Annotated in this window: 23 protein-coding genes and 2 pseudogenes; 7 read left to right on the forward strand and 18 right to left on the reverse strand. The window is 59.4% G+C overall.

Annotated features, from left to right (window positions below; translation table 11 throughout):
- Positions 1–4: 4 nt before the first annotated feature.
- From FFH21_RS26660 to FFH21_RS26735, 17 genes are all read right to left on the reverse strand, one after another.
- Entirely contained in the window at positions 5–529 is a 525-nt protein-coding gene (locus FFH21_RS26660; protein ID WP_011169814.1) for a phage tail protein, read from the reverse strand.
- Positions 526–1,695 (reverse strand): baseplate J/gp47 family protein, encoded by a 1,170-nt coding sequence (locus FFH21_RS26665; RefSeq protein WP_011169815.1) that lies wholly within the window; start codon positions 1,693–1,695, stop codon positions 526–528. Before FFH21_RS26665 ends, FFH21_RS26660 begins: the two co-directional genes overlap by 4 nt.
- The gene (locus FFH21_RS26670; RefSeq protein ID WP_003342289.1) at positions 1,692–2,009 is read right to left on the reverse strand and encodes a DUF2590 family protein; all 318 of its coding nucleotides are present in this window, start codon (positions 2,007–2,009) and stop codon (positions 1,692–1,694) included. The genes FFH21_RS26665 and FFH21_RS26670 overlap by 4 nt, the downstream gene beginning before the upstream one ends.
- Positions 2,009–4,309, reverse strand: coding sequence for a phage tail tape measure protein (locus FFH21_RS26675; protein ID WP_011169816.1), 2,301 nt, complete (start codon positions 4,307–4,309; stop codon positions 2,009–2,011). Before FFH21_RS26675 ends, FFH21_RS26670 begins: the two co-directional genes overlap by 1 nt.
- 5 nt (positions 4,310–4,314) lie before the next feature.
- Positions 4,315–4,458 carry a hypothetical protein gene (locus tag FFH21_RS30105; protein ID WP_005737178.1) on the reverse strand — a complete coding sequence of 48 codons (144 nt, stop codon included), beginning with the start codon at positions 4,456–4,458 and terminating at the stop codon, positions 4,315–4,317.
- Positions 4,459–4,478: 20 nt separating this feature from the next.
- Positions 4,479–4,769 carry a putative phage tail assembly chaperone gene (locus tag FFH21_RS26680; RefSeq protein ID WP_003342295.1) on the reverse strand — a complete coding sequence of 97 codons (291 nt, stop codon included), beginning with the start codon at positions 4,767–4,769 and terminating at the stop codon, positions 4,479–4,481.
- A gap of 33 nt (positions 4,770–4,802) precedes the next feature.
- Complete coding sequence (locus FFH21_RS26685; protein WP_011169817.1) at positions 4,803–5,282, reverse strand: lysis system i-spanin subunit Rz; 480 nt, start codon at positions 5,280–5,282, stop codon at positions 4,803–4,805.
- Positions 5,279–5,806: a lysozyme gene (locus tag FFH21_RS26690; RefSeq protein ID WP_011169818.1), complete on the reverse strand. Its 528-nt coding sequence runs from the start codon at positions 5,804–5,806 to the stop codon at positions 5,279–5,281. The genes FFH21_RS26685 and FFH21_RS26690 overlap by 4 nt, the downstream gene beginning before the upstream one ends.
- On the reverse strand, positions 5,803–6,009 hold the full coding sequence (locus FFH21_RS26695) for a hypothetical protein (RefSeq protein ID WP_004415377.1): 207 nt from the start codon (positions 6,007–6,009) through the stop codon (positions 5,803–5,805). Before FFH21_RS26695 ends, FFH21_RS26690 begins: the two co-directional genes overlap by 4 nt.
- A complete protein-coding gene (locus FFH21_RS26700) occupies positions 6,009–6,218 on the reverse strand; it encodes a TraR/DksA family transcriptional regulator (protein WP_005743482.1) in 210 nt (69 codons plus the stop codon). The genes FFH21_RS26695 and FFH21_RS26700 overlap by 1 nt, the downstream gene beginning before the upstream one ends.
- Positions 6,218–6,670 carry a phage protein gene (locus tag FFH21_RS26705; RefSeq protein ID WP_003342306.1) on the reverse strand — a complete coding sequence of 151 codons (453 nt, stop codon included), beginning with the start codon at positions 6,668–6,670 and terminating at the stop codon, positions 6,218–6,220. Before FFH21_RS26705 ends, FFH21_RS26700 begins: the two co-directional genes overlap by 1 nt.
- A 3-nt stretch (positions 6,671–6,673) precedes the next feature.
- Positions 6,674–7,786, reverse strand: coding sequence for a DUF2586 domain-containing protein (locus FFH21_RS26710; protein ID WP_011169819.1), 1,113 nt, complete (start codon positions 7,784–7,786; stop codon positions 6,674–6,676).
- 14 nt (positions 7,787–7,800) lie between these two features.
- Positions 7,801–8,469 (reverse strand): phage virion morphogenesis protein, encoded by a 669-nt coding sequence (locus FFH21_RS26715; protein ID WP_011169820.1) that lies wholly within the window; start codon positions 8,467–8,469, stop codon positions 7,801–7,803.
- Entirely contained in the window at positions 8,459–8,902 is a 444-nt protein-coding gene (locus FFH21_RS26720; RefSeq protein ID WP_004415364.1) for a phage tail protein, read from the reverse strand. The genes FFH21_RS26715 and FFH21_RS26720 overlap by 11 nt, the downstream gene beginning before the upstream one ends.
- The gene (locus FFH21_RS26725) at positions 8,899–9,360 is read right to left on the reverse strand and encodes a head completion/stabilization protein (RefSeq protein ID WP_011169821.1); all 462 of its coding nucleotides are present in this window, start codon (positions 9,358–9,360) and stop codon (positions 8,899–8,901) included. Before FFH21_RS26725 ends, FFH21_RS26720 begins: the two co-directional genes overlap by 4 nt.
- 98 nt (positions 9,361–9,458) lie before the next feature.
- Complete coding sequence (gpM, locus tag FFH21_RS26730; RefSeq protein ID WP_041924666.1) at positions 9,459–10,181, reverse strand: phage terminase small subunit; 723 nt, start codon at positions 10,179–10,181, stop codon at positions 9,459–9,461.
- A complete protein-coding gene (locus FFH21_RS26735; protein ID WP_041924667.1) occupies positions 10,178–11,170 on the reverse strand; it encodes a phage major capsid protein, P2 family in 993 nt (330 codons plus the stop codon). Before FFH21_RS26735 ends, gpM begins: the two co-directional genes overlap by 4 nt.
- Between FFH21_RS26735 and FFH21_RS26740 the strand changes: the two are divergent.
- The 7 genes and pseudogenes from FFH21_RS26740 to FFH21_RS26770 all read left to right on the forward strand — a co-directional run.
- Positions 11,136–11,627, forward strand: a pseudogene (locus tag FFH21_RS26740) (terminase large subunit domain-containing protein); the annotation flags it as partial. The gene FFH21_RS26735 and the pseudogene FFH21_RS26740 sit on opposite strands and share 35 nt — an antisense overlap.
- Positions 11,618–12,517: pseudogene (locus FFH21_RS26745) on the forward strand (bifunctional DNA primase/helicase); the annotation flags it as partial. The pseudogenes FFH21_RS26740 and FFH21_RS26745, both read left to right, overlap by 10 nt.
- 24 nt (positions 12,518–12,541) lie before the next feature.
- Positions 12,542–12,832 (forward strand): hypothetical protein, encoded by a 291-nt coding sequence (locus tag FFH21_RS26750; protein WP_041924668.1) that lies wholly within the window; start codon positions 12,542–12,544, stop codon positions 12,830–12,832.
- A gap of 96 nt (positions 12,833–12,928) precedes the next feature.
- Positions 12,929–13,162, forward strand: a complete 234-nt coding sequence (locus tag FFH21_RS26755; RefSeq protein WP_011169825.1) for a hypothetical protein — start codon at positions 12,929–12,931, stop codon at positions 13,160–13,162.
- A gap of 76 nt (positions 13,163–13,238) precedes the next feature.
- A complete protein-coding gene (locus tag FFH21_RS26760; protein ID WP_005737208.1) occupies positions 13,239–13,451 on the forward strand; it encodes a hypothetical protein in 213 nt (70 codons plus the stop codon).
- The gene (gene xerC / locus FFH21_RS26765) at positions 13,448–14,596 is read left to right on the forward strand and encodes a tyrosine recombinase XerC (RefSeq protein WP_011169826.1); all 1,149 of its coding nucleotides are present in this window, start codon (positions 13,448–13,450) and stop codon (positions 14,594–14,596) included. Before FFH21_RS26760 ends, xerC begins: the two co-directional genes overlap by 4 nt.
- 249 nt (positions 14,597–14,845) lie before the next feature.
- The gene (locus FFH21_RS26770; protein WP_011169827.1) at positions 14,846–15,397 is read left to right on the forward strand and encodes a Panacea domain-containing protein; all 552 of its coding nucleotides are present in this window, start codon (positions 14,846–14,848) and stop codon (positions 15,395–15,397) included.
- A gap of 616 nt (positions 15,398–16,013) precedes the next feature.
- On the opposite strand, the gene FFH21_RS26780 is transcribed toward FFH21_RS26770, so the two are convergent.
- Positions 16,014–16,613 (reverse strand): hypothetical protein, encoded by a 600-nt coding sequence (locus FFH21_RS26780; protein ID WP_041924669.1) that lies wholly within the window; start codon positions 16,611–16,613, stop codon positions 16,014–16,016.
- Positions 16,614–17,083 lie beyond the last annotated feature (470 nt).

Genomic DNA, 17,083 nt, shown 5'->3' on the forward strand with positions numbered 1-17,083 from the left:
GCTCCTAAAGGCTGGCGACCAGCGTTTGCTGATCGTCATTGAAATCCACCAGGGCAACAGCAAGCCGCACCGGGGTGATGGTTACGAAGTCGTACCGGCGACAGGTGCGCCCGTACTGACGGATCAGCACGCGCAACAGGTCGGGGTTCTCGGAAAGTTGGGAATCGCTCAGGGTGAGCAACACGACGTCCCAGTCGCGTTCGGGCATGCGCTCCTGGATCTCGACGTAGCCGACGCCCAAGCGCTCCAGGATGCGTTTCAAACCAGCAGTGCTGCCGGCGTCCACCGAGTTGATAAAGGCGTACTTGACCCGCAGACGGAACAGGCTTTCAGGTTCGGCGGGAAACCGCGTGACATCACGCTGCCAGGCCCACAGCTCCAAAATGGACAGGTGGCAGGTGTCTGCGTCGAACTGCAGGTACGGCCAGCGCAGCCACTCGGTGGCCTGCTCCCACCAGAGCTGGGCGGTGGTGACCAGCTTGGTCAGCTCCAGCCCTTCGAGCCAGAACGGCAGCTTGAGCTTGATCATTGCAGGACCACCGCCAGGGTGCTGATGCGCGGGATGTCCAAGGCCGAGACGATGTCGCTGTTGGCAAACCGCAACGAACTGATATCCGGAAACTGGACGTGCAGCTCTTCGGTCAGGCGGCTGAAACTGAAACGTGACTGGGGAAATGTCCGAGTCGGCGCGTAGTCACTCTGGGTGCTTTCGCGGAAAGCGGCGCGGATGAACAGCCCGACCTCAGCCTGCAGCGTCTGCAGCTGCAGCGCTGTCAGGTTCGCCACCGGCCAGACCTTGACGCTGATCGCGTGCAGAGTTTCAGGCATGGCCATGGCCAGCAGATCGTCACCGTGGCCATGGTTGCCGCCGTCGCGGATATGCGTGTTGATCTGCTCGAGGAAAGTATCGGCGGGCACGCCGGCGTCGAACAGTACAAAGGCGTTGGCACTGCCTGGTCCACGCGGCGCGCCGTGTTCAAAGTACACGCCGTCAGCGGCAACCCCAGGAAACCCGGTGATGATCGCCCGGTACACCGCATCGGTGTGCCACTGGTTGACCGCCGAAAACTGATTGCGCACGCGCAGGCGCAACTGGTCGTCATGCTCGGAATCCGCGCCAGGCGTCTGCAACCAGTCGATGTTGTTTACCACCTGGACAACGCCCGGTACCGACTGGGGCAGCACGGCGTAATAACCAGGTGCCAGGTTGTAGCCGCTGCCGACTCCCACCGCCTTGACCGGTACCACCAGCTGACTCTGGCCCTCTTCAAAGGTGCGCGGCTCGGTGGTTACCAACTGGTAGATATGACCGTTGAGGGTCGGCGACTGGACGACAGTGCCGATCGGCACTTCCAGCTCGCCACCGGTATTGGCGCGGGTAAAGAGCAGTTCACCAACGGCCACCGTCGCGGCTTTGCGCTCGATGTTCACCGCCCAAGCCAGCATGTCCAGCCATTGCGCGCCGGCAGTCTTGACGAAGAAGTTCGGCAGCACCGTGCCACTGACAAACTCCAGCAGCCAAAGCACGGGCTTGGTGACCAGCGCCGTGATGATTCGCCAGAACGGGCTGTACGCGCTGGTGTTGGTCAGCGTGCTGCCCTGCTCGACGGCCAGTTTTTCCCAGGCCTGTTTGAGCTGCGCCTCGGTAGTCGGAATGCCGGAATCACCCAGCGCCTTTTTGAAGTCGACGGTCATAAGGTGATCTCCACCTGGCCAAACTTCACGGTCGTGGCGGTCACCAGGTACACACCCGGCTGGGTCTGCTCGATCTGCGCAGTACCTGGTACCAGGCGTTCGTCATCCTCGACGAGCAGCTCCATCTGCTGAATGCAGTCACGCTGACGCAACCGGTCGCGCTCGGCCACCAGGGTGATCAGCAGGCCACTTTCGCGGATCAGATGCGCGATGTCCTGAGCGATCGAGGCGCGGTCATCCACCAGCAGGGGCTGGCGAGCCGGGTCGAGTACCAGGTCGTTGTTCATGATCAGCAGGTCGACGTATTCACTCATCAGCCGCCCACCGCCATGGCCATCATGTTTTCCAGCTCCAGCGGTGTCATCGGTTTGGAGGTATTGATATTCAGCGTCTCGACGTGGGTGCCGGGGCGCTGGTTGGGGTTCATGGCATTGCTCTGGTTCTGGAAGCTTTGCATCAGTCCTCCTTTCGGGACGGCCTGCGGTTTGGTGGGACTGATCGACGTATTGGCGTTGATCGCCTTGCGGGCCTCAATACCCTTGTCCGATTTGGCAGGCAGCTCGATGACCTTCTCGACGCGCTCTGGCAGTGCCGTTTTGGCCGGCATCGAAAACGCCAGGTCCGCCGACGCCGACGGCAGCATGATCGGGTCGGCCTGACTGATCTGCGGAGCAGGCATCTGCAGCGGTTTGAAGGGCAGCACGTTGGGTTGCGGCAGGCTGATAGGCGGTGCAGGTTTCACCTGGACTCTCGCTGCAGCACCCTGGGCCGGCGCAGATCGAGCGACCGCTCCCGGTACGGTGCCCGCCAGCGGTGTGGTCACCACTGCCGGCAGTTGTGGACCCGGTACAGTTGCGCCCACCTGACCGGGCAGATCTGGAACCTTCGGCGGCTCGGGCAGATCACCAAACGTTGTTTCTATGTTGATGCCGGGGATCTTGTTGGCCATCTCGATCAGGCCATTGATTGCGCCTTTGACCGTAGACAGGATGCTGTCCCAGGCCGTTTTGGCGACGCCTGACCAACCGCCCATCGAGTCGAACCAGCTGGACAATTTGGCCATCTGATCGCTGATCCACTGGAACGCGGTGGTGTTCATCAGTGCGGCGCACAGCTCGTCCCAGTAAACGACCGCTGCGACCACGGCAGCGGCCAGCAGGACAATGCCGGCCACGATCAGCAGCACCGGGTTGGCCAGCATGGCGGCGTTGACCAGCCAGATTGCGCCCTGCCACAGCAGCATGCCGACGCGCACGATCGCCATCCAGGTGTACAGACCGATCAGGCCGACCACGAAAGCTGCGACCATGACCGTGTGGAACAGGAACATGGCGATCGATTTGAAGCCCTGCCAGGTGAGCAGCTTCCACACGGTGAGCATGCCCAGCCAGACCATTTTGCTGACACCGACTACCAGGGTCAGCAACGACATCGCGGCGATGAAGCCAAAGACCACCAGCGTGGTGATACCGATAAGCCGGGTGATGTTCGGGAACAGTTGCGTCCAGCGGGTCAAGGTCTTGGCAATGCCCACCAGACGTTCCATCAGCGGGGTCAGCGTCGGAATAAGGGACTGGCCGAAGGCGATGCGCAGCGCTTCGACGGCTTTGCCGAATTGCTGCCAGGGGTCGACCATGGCCTTAGCCATCTTCTCGGCGTTCTCCAGGCCCCGGACCTTGCCCAGCTCGGCAATGCCGTTGCGCAGCCGATCGGTGTCCTTGGCCAGTGCGCCGATCACCTGGGCACCTTCACCGCCGAATACTTCCATCAGCTTGGTGCCGGCAGCAGCGCTGGTCAGGTCGCCGTACTTGCCCTGCAGCTTGTCCATGATCTGCAGCATGGGCAGTGCATTGCCGACGGCGTCCGTGAAGCTCAGGCCGGTTTTCTCGGCAGCCGCGCTGAGGTTTTCAAAAAACGCCTTGTAGCGCCCCCCGGCATCGCCCCCTTCCATGGTGCTGGACAGCGTACCGACCACCGCCATTTGTTCGGCAAAGCTGACGCCGGCCTGGGTTGCGATCGCCCCTACTTCCTTGAAGGCATCTTTCAACTGGGCACCGTCGGTGCGGAACAGCTTCACCGCCAGCGCGGTCTGGCCGGTCAGCTGCTGGGCCCATTCCACCCGGCCCATCTTGTCTGCCTGGGACTTGAACAGGTTGTACATGGTGCCCAGGTACGCCCCGGTCGTTTCGGCGTCGGATTTGGTGACCTTGGCCAACAGGTTGCTGGCACTGGTGATGGTGGCCAGCTGGCCGCCGACCAGGCCCTTGATCGCGCCATCGATGACACGTGACGACGCCACGAACTCGGCGGCGCTGGCGGCGTAGGTGATCGAAAATTCGAGGGCCGTCCGGTTCAGCGACGCCAGCGCGTCTTCGGTGGTGCCCAAGGCGCGCATGTCACCCAGCGCCCGGTTCACTTCCAGCGCCGGTTCCAGTGATTCGGTGATGGCCTTGCCCGCCCCCACCATGCCGGCCAGGCCTGCACCCATCTGAATGATGTTCTGCTGGCTCTTCGCGGCAAGGTCGCTGAAGCTGGTTTTCACCTTGCCCAACGGGGCGCTGACCTTGTCGGTCAGTTTCAGGATGAAAGCCAGGCGGGCGGAACGGTCAGCCATCAGGGTTATCCGTTAAAGGCAGTGGAAATGCCGTTGGCGACGGCAATTTCCATGCGTCTCCAGTGTTCGTCTTCAAGCCACTTGGCGGTGCCCATGCTTTCGATCGTGGGTTCAGCGCCAGGCAGCCAGCGTTGGGCCAAGGCCAGCAACTGGCCCAGCCCGTCCTGGGTCAGGCCTTCGGCATGTTCGAGGGCTTTTTTACGATCACTTCAACGTCCGGCGAATACTCTTCAAGCAACGCACCGGCCAGGGTCATGGTGGTGATCGGGTTTTCCAGCAGCGCCTTCAGTGCGGCCTTGTCTTCGTCCTTGACGGTGCCCATCAGCAGGTTGTGGGCCGGCGCGACCTTGTTGGCCTGGGTCGTGGCGTTGAAGTACTTGGTGATCACCTGCGGTGTCAGGTTGAAGGTGAATTCCTTGTCGCCACGTTCCAAAGTGATGCTGCGATTTACTTCGCTCATGTCAGTGTTTCCGTAAGGTTGAGTTGCAAAGGTTCAGGGTTGTGCCGGCGTGCGTTGCACGACCTGGCGGATGTAGTCCTGCAGGCCGAGGATCATTTGCCGGCTGAGGGCAAGCTCGTCTCTGAGGGTGAAATAATCCGATCGAGCGTCTGCTGCGAGTTCGGCGCTGCCTGCATCAGCCAGGCCGGTGGTGCCGGCGGTACCGGGCATTGCTGGGCAGACAGCTTTGATGCGCAGCCGGTAACGGCCATCAGCAACAGCAAGCTGCAGAGTGTTGATTTGAGCGCGGGCACGATTCAGTTCCTCGGTGTGGTGGGTGTCGAGCTGGTCCCGCGCTGCGAGCTGCTCGCCTCTGATCCGTGCGGCTTCGCGCAGGCCATCGCGCTCGGTTATTGCGCTGTTGCGCTCCTGGACGACGGTTTCATACCGATCAAGCGCCCAATCGACGGCAAGCCAGATGACGAGGCCGACGAACAGGGTGCGAAATAACAGTTGCAGCGGGCTGATGGTCATTGCAGGCACAACCTCATTTCGGCCAGCCGGCGGTTGTGCAGGCCACGAACAAAAGTCTTACGGCCGTCGGCACCGGTCACATAGGCCCACACTGGTGTCGTGCCGTCAGAAGCCCAGGCCAGCGCTCTGCAGCCGTCGGCAATGCGGCCCGCATTGATCAGGCCCACCGCACGGCTCGCGCATGTCGTCGGCACGCCGAAGTTGTGGCCGTGGCTGCTCAAGGCGTCGAACGTGTTCTGCCCGATCGCCTGGTTGGTCAGGCAGTCGGCCAGGCTCAACTGGCCTTTGGCGATGACCAGGCCTTCCACCTCGGCGCAGCGCGCATCCGACCAATATTCACCGACCACCACTGGATCCGGGCTGGTGTGCCTGGTGATGCCTTTGCAGACAGTGGGCAACCCGCCGGCCAGCCTGTCGGCATACACCACGTTCTGGCCGTTGCCTTCCCAAGTGCCCAAGAAGGCGGTCAACGTGCCGCTGCAGAGCAGCAGGAAGCCGGCGGTAATCTTGACGCGCAGGCTCATGCTTTGGTCTCCCACTCGCGCAGCATCTGGCGGTACTTGGGGATCAGCAGCAGGATCTGCAGCACCATGTAGAACGCGGTCAGCATGTAGGCCACTGTCGACCAGTCAACGGCACCGGTCGCACCCGTGGCGGCAACGCCAATGGCGGGCGATGCCTTTACCAGGGCAATGGCTGTGTCTTGAGCAACTTGATTCGTGCTCATCAGCGACGTCCTTTTTCGGTCAGGGTTTGGCAAGGCACGCAACGGGTCATACCGCCCAACGCCTGGCGCGCCGGTGGGATCTCCTTGTCGCAGTCCTGGCAATGGGTGAGGCTCGGCCCGCTCGCTCGCGGCTTGGCCAACTGGGCCGCAATGGCCTGGTCGCGCTGTCGCTGCTCCAGAGCCTGCGCACGATCGAACGGGCAAACCATTACGTCAGGCCCTCGATTTCAGCAGCAGCCAGGTACGGCACGCCGTTGATCTTGATGAAGTCTGGACTGGTGACGTCGAACGGCACCTTGTGGGTGTTCTTCGCGCCGCCCTTGGGATCGATGCTCAGCAGGCTGGACACGCGGACCTTGCAGCCGAAGGCCTCGATGCGCAGTTCCTCTTCGCCGGCCTTGGCGAAGAACACGATGTCGAACGGCTCCAGCTCGCGGAAACTGCCCGCAGTCTTGGCCTGCTCGATCAGCAGATTGAAGTTGGTGGTGTCCAGCTCCAGTTCGCCAGCTGCAGCGACATCGCCGTCGACGTGACCATTGGGCACACCCTTGGTCTGGGCCACGGTGCTGTTGTCCGTGATATCGATAGTGCCGGCCTCGACGTGAACGAGCAGATCGCCCAGGTTCACGTCGAAGTTCTTACCGCCAATTTTTGCGGCCATGGGTTACTCCGAATCCGTAACGGAAAGGTCCAGCGCGATGTTCGCGGTCAGGTCTTTCGGGCAGTTGAGGGGGCGCAGCTTGAGGTAGGCCACGACAGAGGTTTTGCTCGTCCAGGTCAGCACGATGTCGCCGTCCTTGGGCTGCTCAATCTCGCCCGGGAATACCTGGCCGGCGAATTTGGTGGACTTGGCCATCGCGCGCAGCGGGGCCATCAGCTTGGACGTGGTGGTCGCCATGCTGTTGGCCGAACTGTTCAGGGTGCGATCGCCTACGTAGCGGATCAGCAGAGCGCGCACGCGGCGTGCTGCCTTGTCCACGACACGCAGGTTCTCGATCACCTGGAAGTCACTGCCGGGGGTGTCCAGCATGTTGCCGTCGCCCCAGTAGGTGCCCGGATAGTCCGGGTACGTCTGCGGCACAGACAGGCGCGCTGCGTCGAGCTGCGAAAGCACCGCGGAGGTCAGCGGGATGCCATCCATGTCTTTGGGTTCAGCGCCCAGGCCCAGGACCGCGCCGGTGGCCACGCGCATCGGCGTGTCAGCAATGCTCACGGCGGCATTGGCCAGTCGACCGGCCAGCACGCCCAGGTTATTGCCGTGCAGCTGCGGTACCGGCAGAACCCGAGGCGCAGCCAGGCCGCCGACGATGGCTTTCTGCTCGACAACGTAAGCGCTCCAACTCAACTGCGGAGCAATGCCGGCAGTCGCGGCGAGCACGAAGACGCGGCGGCCCAGCTTGTTGCTCAGGTCATTGGCTGCAACGTACATCGCTGACAGCTCGGCCTGAGTGGTTGCCGGGTTGACCATCACCACCGCTTCGAAGGAATAACTGCGAGTCGCGCTCTCAAGCGCCTGTTGCCAGGTGGTTTCGCCCGCGATCGGAGCGGCGATGCAGGCCCAGCGATCACCGCCGTTGCTGCGCGCTGCCAGGATCTGGGTTTTCAGGTCGCTGTCCGCAACGCCCAGCTGGACGTCCAGATCACTTTGGGTGTCCAACGGGACCAGCTTGCCGACGTTCTTGGCAGCGGGACCGATAAATAGGAAATAGCGTTCGATCTCGCTTACGGCACCCTGGCCGAGGTTGAGATTGTTAACGCTGACTTTGCCGAGTGCCATAAAGCGGTGCCTCGTTAGCGGGGTGAATTAAGGATTTGTTGCAGCACCAGGTTCACCAGTTGGCTGGTTTCGCTGTCGCTGGCACCGAGGAACTGACGCGCAGGCAGCTGGATGTTCCAGCTTTGCGCACCGGTGGATTCGGCTCGTTCGTCGTCCAGGACGCGGATCAGCAATCCCGCTCTGGCGTAGTTCAGGTGTTGCTGGATCCACGCCACGGATGGGCGGGTCAGGGTCTTTTTGCCTTCCTGACGGGTCTTGAAACCCAGACGGCGCAGGCTCTTGGCCTGTTTTTCGGTAGCGGCGGTGCCCGGCGGAACCTTGTTCCACTGGCGCATCTGCGCGGCGGTGCGCCGTTCGGACACGCCGTTGTGCTGCTGCGAGGCAACCCAACGGGTCAGCGTGTTACGCCAGCCCAGCTCCGCTTCGGTACCGGTCAGGCGAGTGACATCGAGCAGCTTGCCCAGGCCGGTTTCCATCTTCTTCTTGCCCTTGGACGTGTCCTTGCGGGCCGCGAACGGCGTTCCATTCAGGTTCTGCTGATTGCGGATCCGCTGGCGGCTCAGACTGCGCACGCGCTTGGCAACGTTGTTCAACAGACGTCTGCGCTTGGGCGTCGGAAGCTCCATCAAAGCCAGCAGGTCCTGGGCTTCGAGCATGCCGCGAATGTCCAGATCAAAGGCCATGACCGGTCACCTCGCCGCTCTCAGCTACCCACAGTTCGAACGGCACGAACGACCAGGTATTGCCGAACGCCTCGATCTCGCCGGCAGGATCCTCGGCCAGGTACTGCGCTTCGGTGAACTGCAGCTTGATGTCGACGTCGGCCAGGTCGTTGTCGAGCATGACCACGTCGAACACCACGTTTGGCAGACCGTCGCGGTCCTGGTCGTGGGTTTCCAGCCAGCTGCCTACCAGGGCAAACAGGCGCGCCGGGTGATCCGCGAACCGCTCGATCGAGATGGTCGCGCCGTAATTCATGTCACCCATGTGCATGCCTTGGGTGTCAGGTTTCCAGACCAGCTCGACCTGCACCTGGTCGGTCCAGCTGTCGAGCTGCTCAGGAGCGACCAATTGGCGCTCGAGCAGGTAGGCGGTCAACGCCTTGAGCTTGATCACAGCAGCGCCGCCGTGATGCGGCCACGGCCCTGCAGCGACCGCACAGCAGCCTGGCTGAAAGCGAGGAAAGTTTCGGAGCGCTCTGGCAGTTCCTTGCCCACGTTTTCGGCGCTTTCGCGGCGATTGACCGTGGCGAACTGAGTCAGCAGGCTGGCTTTGGCGCGGCTGTAGACGGCGCGCTTATAGGTCGCCGCTTGAAAGGTGCGCTCTGGCAGGATGGTGGTGTCTGCGGATTCAACGTTGGACACGCCAGCGCCCTGCCAGCGCGCTTTTAACTTGGCCAGGTCGGTATTGACCTCGACCATGGCCATGGTCAGATCGGCGGCCAGCATCTCTACCAGGTACTCCGCCGGCAGGCGGTAACCCTTCTGAAACTCGGTCACAGAGAGATCAGGCCAAAAGCCGTCGTTCTCGATCGCTTGTTCCACAAAGGTGGTGGGTTTCCCGGAAAAGCTCATTTCTGGCCGCTCAAATAGGGGCGGGAAAACTGTTTCAGTGGGTCAGGGCCATAAATGGTTGGCTCACATCCACAGTTTCTCGCCGGGGGGGTAGTCGGTTATTCGATGCCGTTGCCGGCGTTTTCTTTGGCTTGCGCCTTGGCCAGCGCCTTGCGGCAGTCAGACAGGCGTGTTCCTACGCCGATGCTTTCGTAGAGCTGTTCGGCTCGTTCGAAGTGGTGAATAGCGACAGGCCAGTCCTTGCGATGCAGCGCGATCATTCCCAGCAACTTGTGGTAGCGCGCCGGGATGCGCTCATACAGCTGCCATTCGCCATCCACACGGGGCAGCAGGTTGGAAACGTAGGGCTCAGGGCTGCGCCGGGCCTTGAATTCCGCCTCGGCCCAGTCGATCACCTCGTCTGCAACAAAGGTCGGAATGTCGCGGTTGAAGCGCTCAGGCAGCGCCTGGTCCTGGGATATTGCGAAGTCGGCTAGCTCCAGGCCCTGGGTGAACTGCTCGGTGTCGAACAGCCAGATCAGGACATACACCAGCACCGAGTTCTGGAAATTCAATTCCGAATCGCGGTACCGCTGTACGTAATCCAGGTACTTGGGCAGCAGCTCGTCACGCTTGAGCAACTGGCGCTGCTCGCGGCTGTTGATCGCGCTGATGCGCTCCAAATCACCCGCCAAGGCGTCTTCCATCAGCTTCAAATGCTTGCGTGCATTGGCAGGACTGGACAGCGCGGTGTCAGCCGAATAAGCCATCTGTGCACCGGCGACCGCAGCCGCTGGGCCTTCTGCGATCAAGCGGCGTTTGTGCGCCAGTGCCAGGCTCATGCTTTCACCAATTCGACGTTTTCAGTCATGGCGAACTTTTCCAGCTGCTCGATCACATAGCCTTCGTTACGGCTGTTGTAATCCTCGACGCGGGAGCGCTTCGGGTTATCAACGGTCTGCTTGCGCCAGCTGGAGTCCTGGAAGTAGATCGACAGGTTGTCGAAGCTGGTGACCACTACGATGTTGACCGGGAAGAACGGCACGCTGAAGCTCGGCAGACCGCCGTAGGTCGCGATAACCTGAGCGTCTTCGATGCGTTCTTTCTCCGTTGGCAGGTCGCCTTGCTTGGCATAAAGCTTGGCTTTGTCAGCGGCCAGCAGGTCACTGCCGATGATTGCGATCAGGTCGCCACCATCACGAACGCGCTCGTCGACCATCTGTTTGGTGTCATGCACCAGGGCATCGAGGTTGGCATAGTCGCCGCCTTCGCCCAGCGTCACCTTCCCAGCGACCTTGCCTTCCTTGAGAACCTGCTCAGGGATCTGCTCGCGAGCGATCTGCAACCAGCCCTTGTTCACGTCCTGCAGCATCGGGAATTCAGTGAGGTTGGTCTGCGGCGCGGCTTTGAGACCGTGGAAACCGATCATCAGACGGTCGAGTGCGATCTGCTTCTGCACTGCAGCGGAGTAGCGCTGCTGGAAGTCCGGAAACTTGGCCCAGGCGTCGATCTTGGCGTAAGGCAGGCTGACGTCGGATTCGGTGGAAAACAGCTCATAGGTGCTGTCATCCAGCGCCGAAGCATCCTTGGCTTCACGATCAGTGGTCTTGGTGTTGGTGCGACCGGTCACAGGACCCGACACGCCCAGGAACACCTTTTGACCTTTGATCTCGGTCACGCCGATGACGTTGATGCGCTGCAGGAAATCGGACTTGTGGGTGATCGCCTCGTTGAGTTCCTGGGCAATCGACGGCTCGACGCTGAACGTCTTGCTGGCAAGCTCGACGCCGTAGGATTCAGCCAGCCGCGCCCAGTCCGAGATTTTCCGCAGCTACATCATCGCGTTTGCCCAAGCCTGGTTCGGCCTGGAGCTGACCGGCAACCCGATCGTACTTAGCAAGGACGGCAAGCCCTGGGCCGAGCTGCGGTTTCTCAGTACCAACAGCAGCACTGCGCAGGGTCACCATGGCCATGTGTACGTTGACGAATATTTCTGGATTCGCGACTTCGAGAAACTGAACACCGTGGCCAGCGCCATGGCGACCCATAAGAAGTGGCGCAAAACCTATTTCTCCACGCCTAGCGCCGTATCGCATCAGGCGTACCCGTTCTGGCAGGGTGAGAAATTCCGCAACAGCAAGCGCAAGAACGCCAAGGAGCCATGGCCGAGCGATAAGCAGATCTCTGCCGGCGCGCTGTGTCCGGACGGTCAGTGGCGCAAGGTGATCACCATCCTGGACGCCATCGCCGGCGGCTGCGATCTGTTCGACCTTGAGCAACTGCAGCTGCCCGCGCCCGTAACTTCGCCCAGGTCGGCAACCTCCCGGTCGTGCTGATCGAATCTGAACGGGAAAAGACCGATGGCAGCGCGACGAAGCAGTACGACTGGGACGAGCTGAAAACCGCTTACAACGGCCGTAGCGTCCGGTCGACCGGGGTGAAGAACAACGGCAACGACACGCGGGAACCGCCGTTCCGCGGTGCTTTTGTGTTCGCCCAAAACCATGCTGTGAACGCCTCGGAGCCCATCCTGCAGCGGATAGCCCACGTCGGCATGACAAAGGACGGCCAGACAGCCAAAACCAAACTGCTGGTGGAAGAGCTCGAGCAGATGCCAGTCGACAAGGTGAGTGGCTTTCTGTTGATGGCAACAACCCGGGAAGCGCAAGTGATGCAGACCGTGAAAGCGAGTGTGCCGCTCTATGAACAGCGGCTGCTGCAGTTGCCCGAGATCCGCACGGTGCGTATTGCCAAGAACCACGCCCAGTTGCATGCGCTGGTCGACGCCCTGGTACATGTCGTGCCACTGCAGCAGCACCAAGTTGACGCAGCCCATGCGGAGGTTCAATGCATGGCCAAAGAGCGACAACTGGCAATCAACGCTGATCACCCGATGGTCGTTGAGTTCTGGGAGCTTTACGAATACCTAAACAGCCACGCTGGCGCGTTGAACCACTCCCGTAATGAGGGGCTGATTGCCGTCAACCTGAACGACTTTGCCGAAGCTGCAGCGAACAAGCGGCAGAAGGTCCCGGATCTGGCCGAACTCAAACGCCACCTCAAAACCAGCAAGTGCCCGAAGTTTATCGAGACAAACCGCAATGTGTGTTCGTCCTGGGATATCGACGCCGCTGATAAGCCGAAAACCGTGCGTTGCTGGATTTTTCAGGCCGCTTGATCACTACCGCGAGGAGGAACACACATGCACATTCAAGTCATCACGGGCGAAGGTTGGCAAGGTGCTACGAAGCAGCTCAAGCATTTGAAAGAACTGCACGACTGGATCGGCGAAGCAAACCAACTGGTACATGCCGAGGCATACAGCGCTGCTGGCTTGGTAGAGATTCTGGAGGTTCGGAGCGCCACAAAGCAGGAGCTTTTAGTACTGGAATGCAGCCGGGATCAGATCCAGGCGGTGCTGGAATGGCAATCAGAAACGGAAGATCTGATCGATCTGGAAGACTTGGTGATTCACCTAGTGCGCAGGGCATGACTGCAGCCATAAGAAACTGACGGCAACGATGTCAGCAAAAGAACGGTACTGAGGAGTTGCAGCTCCCCAGTACCAACCACTACTAGGAGTACGGTGATGAAGACGGAACACCCAAGCAGCAGCGATCCAAAGGCTAGCACACCATCCCCAAACCTGCTGACTATCGCCCTGATCGGCGCAGCATTGATCAGTTACCAAGTGCACAAGACTCCGCAGGCTCGCGGGCGACTTGAAGGCCTGGCCACACAGGCCACGACCCAAGGTGATCTGAGCGCCAACGACATGCGCGTTCTGGCCAGCATTCTCGCCATCCCCTCCCCCAGTAATTGAGCCGTCAGGTTCTGGCTTTGAGCATCAGGGCGGGACGTTACACTGCCCTGATTGCTGCTTGAGATAGAGAGCAATCATGAACTCCCAAACAAGCAACGTTCTCACTTTTGAGGACCTGCAGCGCATCACCGGCTACCAACGCCGCTCCGACGTCGAACGCTCGCTGATAACTCAGGGGATCCGCATGTTCCGGGGGCGTACTGGTCCGTGGACGACGCTGGATCTTATTCACCACGCTGCGGGCATCGAGTCTGTAACCTCAGAGAGCTATGACACCAATATCCTATGAGGAAAGCGCGTAAGCGGAAGCACAATCCGCACATCCCCCAACACATAGACCAGGCCGCTCTTCCAGCAGCCATCTATTTTGATCATCGCAACGCCGGCGTCTGGTACACGCTGCATTACGACGAGACCGGCAAACAGCGCCGGCGCAATGTGGCACCTGCTGACGTGAGCCTGGCCGAGTTGCACCAGATCATGGAGCAAACCTCGGGCGTCGATAAAGGCACATTGCGTTATGTCTGCACGCAGTTTCACTTGAGCGATCGTTACAAGAAACTTAGCCTCAAGACTCACAGCGATTACTGCTATTCACGGGACGTCCTGCTGGGTATCCCGACCAGGCTGGGCAAGCCGTTGGGGGATCTACTGGTGAAGAAATTCACCGCAGCACTGATCCAGCGGATTGTCGATCGCCTGGCCGACGAAGGCACGCCGTCCAAAGCGGCGCATGTCCTGCGCTACCTACGCCGGGTACTGCAGTGGGGCCGCAACCGGGGCTACCTCGACAGCAATCCCGCGCAAGGCATCGAAGCGCCTGTAGAGCGCAAGCGCCGACGTTTGCCGGAACACCTGGTCATGGAGACGCTGGTCGACCGAGCCTTGGCGTTCGGGCGCTTGGCCAGGAACGAGAAAGGCGGCTGTCCGGAGTACCTGAGCTACGTGATGGAGATCGGTTACCTGTGCCGCTTGCGGGGCATTGAGACCATCACGCTGACCGATGCCCATGAACTGGCCGAAGGGATCATGACCAACCGGCGCAAGGGCAGCCGGGACAACATCGTCCGCTGGACACCTCGGCTGCGCGCCGCCTGGGAGGGGGCAAAGGCCTACCGGGCCAAGGTATGGGCCAGCAAATCAACGGTCGTTCCAATTCGTCCCGATCGACGCTACATCATTGTGGCCAGCCATGGAGGAGCTCTGCGCAAATCCAGCCTGGATACGGCTTGGCAACGGTTTATTACCTCGGCCATCGAGGACGGCACAATCGTGGCCGAGCAACGCTTCGGGCTGCATGACCTTAAGCGACGTGGTATCACCGACACCGCCGGCAACCGGGCAGACAAACAGGAGGCCAGCGGTCATCGGGATGGGGCAATGATGGACGTCTACGATCTCAGCGTACCATTGGTCAATGCGTCCCAGACGTAGCACTGCTCATTAGATACGGCATAAAGGCGTCGTATCGTCGGCCAATCCGTTGCGAATCTCGAAATCGTGCTATACCCACATTCAAGGATCGTGGCAGAGAGCCGATAGATAAAAGATGAGGAGGCGAATTCAACCACTCGTCTGCTTCCATGGGATGCTCACCTGATATTGTTGACTAATACACATGTGCGCCCATAATTTCGCGCCCGCGATCAGCAATGCCCATGGATGGCGCAAGAGAGGTGACCCTTGATTTTTTCCGAACAAAAAGTGGCCCAGATGGCGGCTTTCTTTTTGGCTCGCCGTGAAGCTCCGATGGCTCATATCAAGCTGATGAAGCTGCTCTATCTGGCTGACCGTTTGAGTATGGAGCGCTACGACGCTCCGATGTCTGACGACTCCCAATGCAACATGAAAAACGGTCCTATCCTTTCGGCGACTCTGGATCTAATGAATGGCAGTCGTAGTAGTGATGCGTGGAGCGCGCTCATTTCCCCGATCCGAAACAACGAAGTAACGCTCCAGCGAGATTTTGCATGGGATGAGCTTGATGAGCTGTCGCGGGCAGACTTGGCGATTCTTGAAGAAGTGTTCGCGAATTTTGGCCAATTGAAGCGCTGGGAGTTGGTGGATTACGTTCATACGCTTCCGGAATGGGAGAATCCCGGCAGCTCCAGCAAGCCAATTGACTCTGAGGTCACTTTCAAATCTTTTGGGCTCACCAAAGTGCAGGCTCATGAAAAGGTCTCAATGCTCCAAACCCGTAAGCTGCTAGGTCAGAAACTCGCCGAGATGTCGTAATGCCGCAATGGACTGTATTTCAGCAAGGAACGTTGTTCATAGTCACAGGGCCTGTCCCGCATCTCCACGTGGTAATGAACGATCCTGTTCACTGTGGCGAAATCAACGAGATGAGCGTTTTGGTAGTAAACTTCTCATCTGTCCAGCAGGGGGCGTTCCACGATCCTGCATGTGTTTTGCACCCTGGTTGCCACCCATTCATAAATCGTAAGAGTTGGGTGGTTTACAGAGGAGCTACGGTGCTAAAGGTGCCACGGCTGGAGACTCAAATTATAGCCGGGGATGTTCGACCGGACACCCCCGTCAGCCGTATCGTATATGATCAGGTCAGGGCAGGGTTCGATCTGTCAGATCTAGTTGCTCCCAAAATCTCTCGCTACCTTCGCAAGCACGGCATCTAAACGCTATTGTGCTGGGGCTCAATTCGCTCTAGGCATTCACTACACCCCATACCGCAGCGAGTCGCCAGCGCTTCTCCAGTGGTAGACTCTCGCTGATGTGCTGAAACTTCTGCCCCCCGGCCTATGGCATCCACTGGCCGCAAAAAAGCCCGGTAGGGCGGGCTTGTCTGTGATGGCCGATTGAACATAGGCCGCGTTATGGGTAGCTCAAAAGATCATTCGGACTCGTCGCCCAGCACCGGATGCAACGTAAGCCAGTCATTAGCATTTGGATTACCGGCAAGCATGCTCATCGCTTTGCGGCTGATGGAAAAGCCCTCCTCCCCCCTCTCACGCGCATAATCTTCCAGTCCACCAGGATATCGGATCTTGAAGTTGATAACGGCAAGTTGCTTATGGATGTCAGCCAAACTGCCAGCTGGGAAGTCCATGGTTATGAGCTGTTTTTTAGAAACTCGCATCGTGCTTATCTTCCCTGGATCATCGACGGTCCAGGTCCACATGCCATGAATCATAGCGTTTCTCGAATCGAGTTGGTGATTGATTTTCGCGTACAGCTGCTTGAAAACCTCTGCACGTCCGCCCTCTGCTACGTCTGCAACATGGGTTTTCCAAAGTCCTAACACATTGGAAAAGTTGAGGTTGTTCATTTGCTTGGGCAACTCTCTCTCTCCACGCACCTTGAAAGTATCAAGCGTCTGCTCAAACACGATGGACTCCAGTGCTCCCCATAGAGCAATGATCCTTCCGATTAAGATCGCCTCCTTGTCGGAGAGGGGAGGTTCGTAAAGATAGATCAAATCATCATCGCTCATGGCTGGGTCTCTGTAAGTGGTCGGTGGTGGGCTCTGGACCACGTAATAACAGTCAGATACGCCACGTGCGGCAAGCCTTCCAAAACATTGCCACGTAATAAGAAAATCCGTAACCCATTGATTAATCTATTTAAAGCATCTTCCTTGTAATCAGTAGGTCCCGGGTTCGACTCCTGGTGCCGGCACCATACAAATCAAGGGCTTGCAGCGATGCAGGCCCTTTTTTTTCTGTAGTACGTACAATTCAACGTACAAATCCTTGCCCGAAACCGATTACGAAGCCTGGATCTGGTCAGCCATAGCGGAGGGGTGGATCGAAAACACCAAGCGTTTTTCGCAGTTGAACGTTGAAAAAAAGCCGATGCAATGGGACACCGGGTTCACCATTCGCTTGGGCGGGATTTCGGAGAATCTAGCTGTGTACGTACTCCAAGTATTAGCATATAAATTTTCCAACACCACCGAACTCT

This window comes from Pseudomonas sp. KBS0707, from assembly GCF_005937945.2.
Taxonomy (GTDB): domain Bacteria; phylum Pseudomonadota; class Gammaproteobacteria; order Pseudomonadales; family Pseudomonadaceae; genus Aquipseudomonas; species Aquipseudomonas amygdali.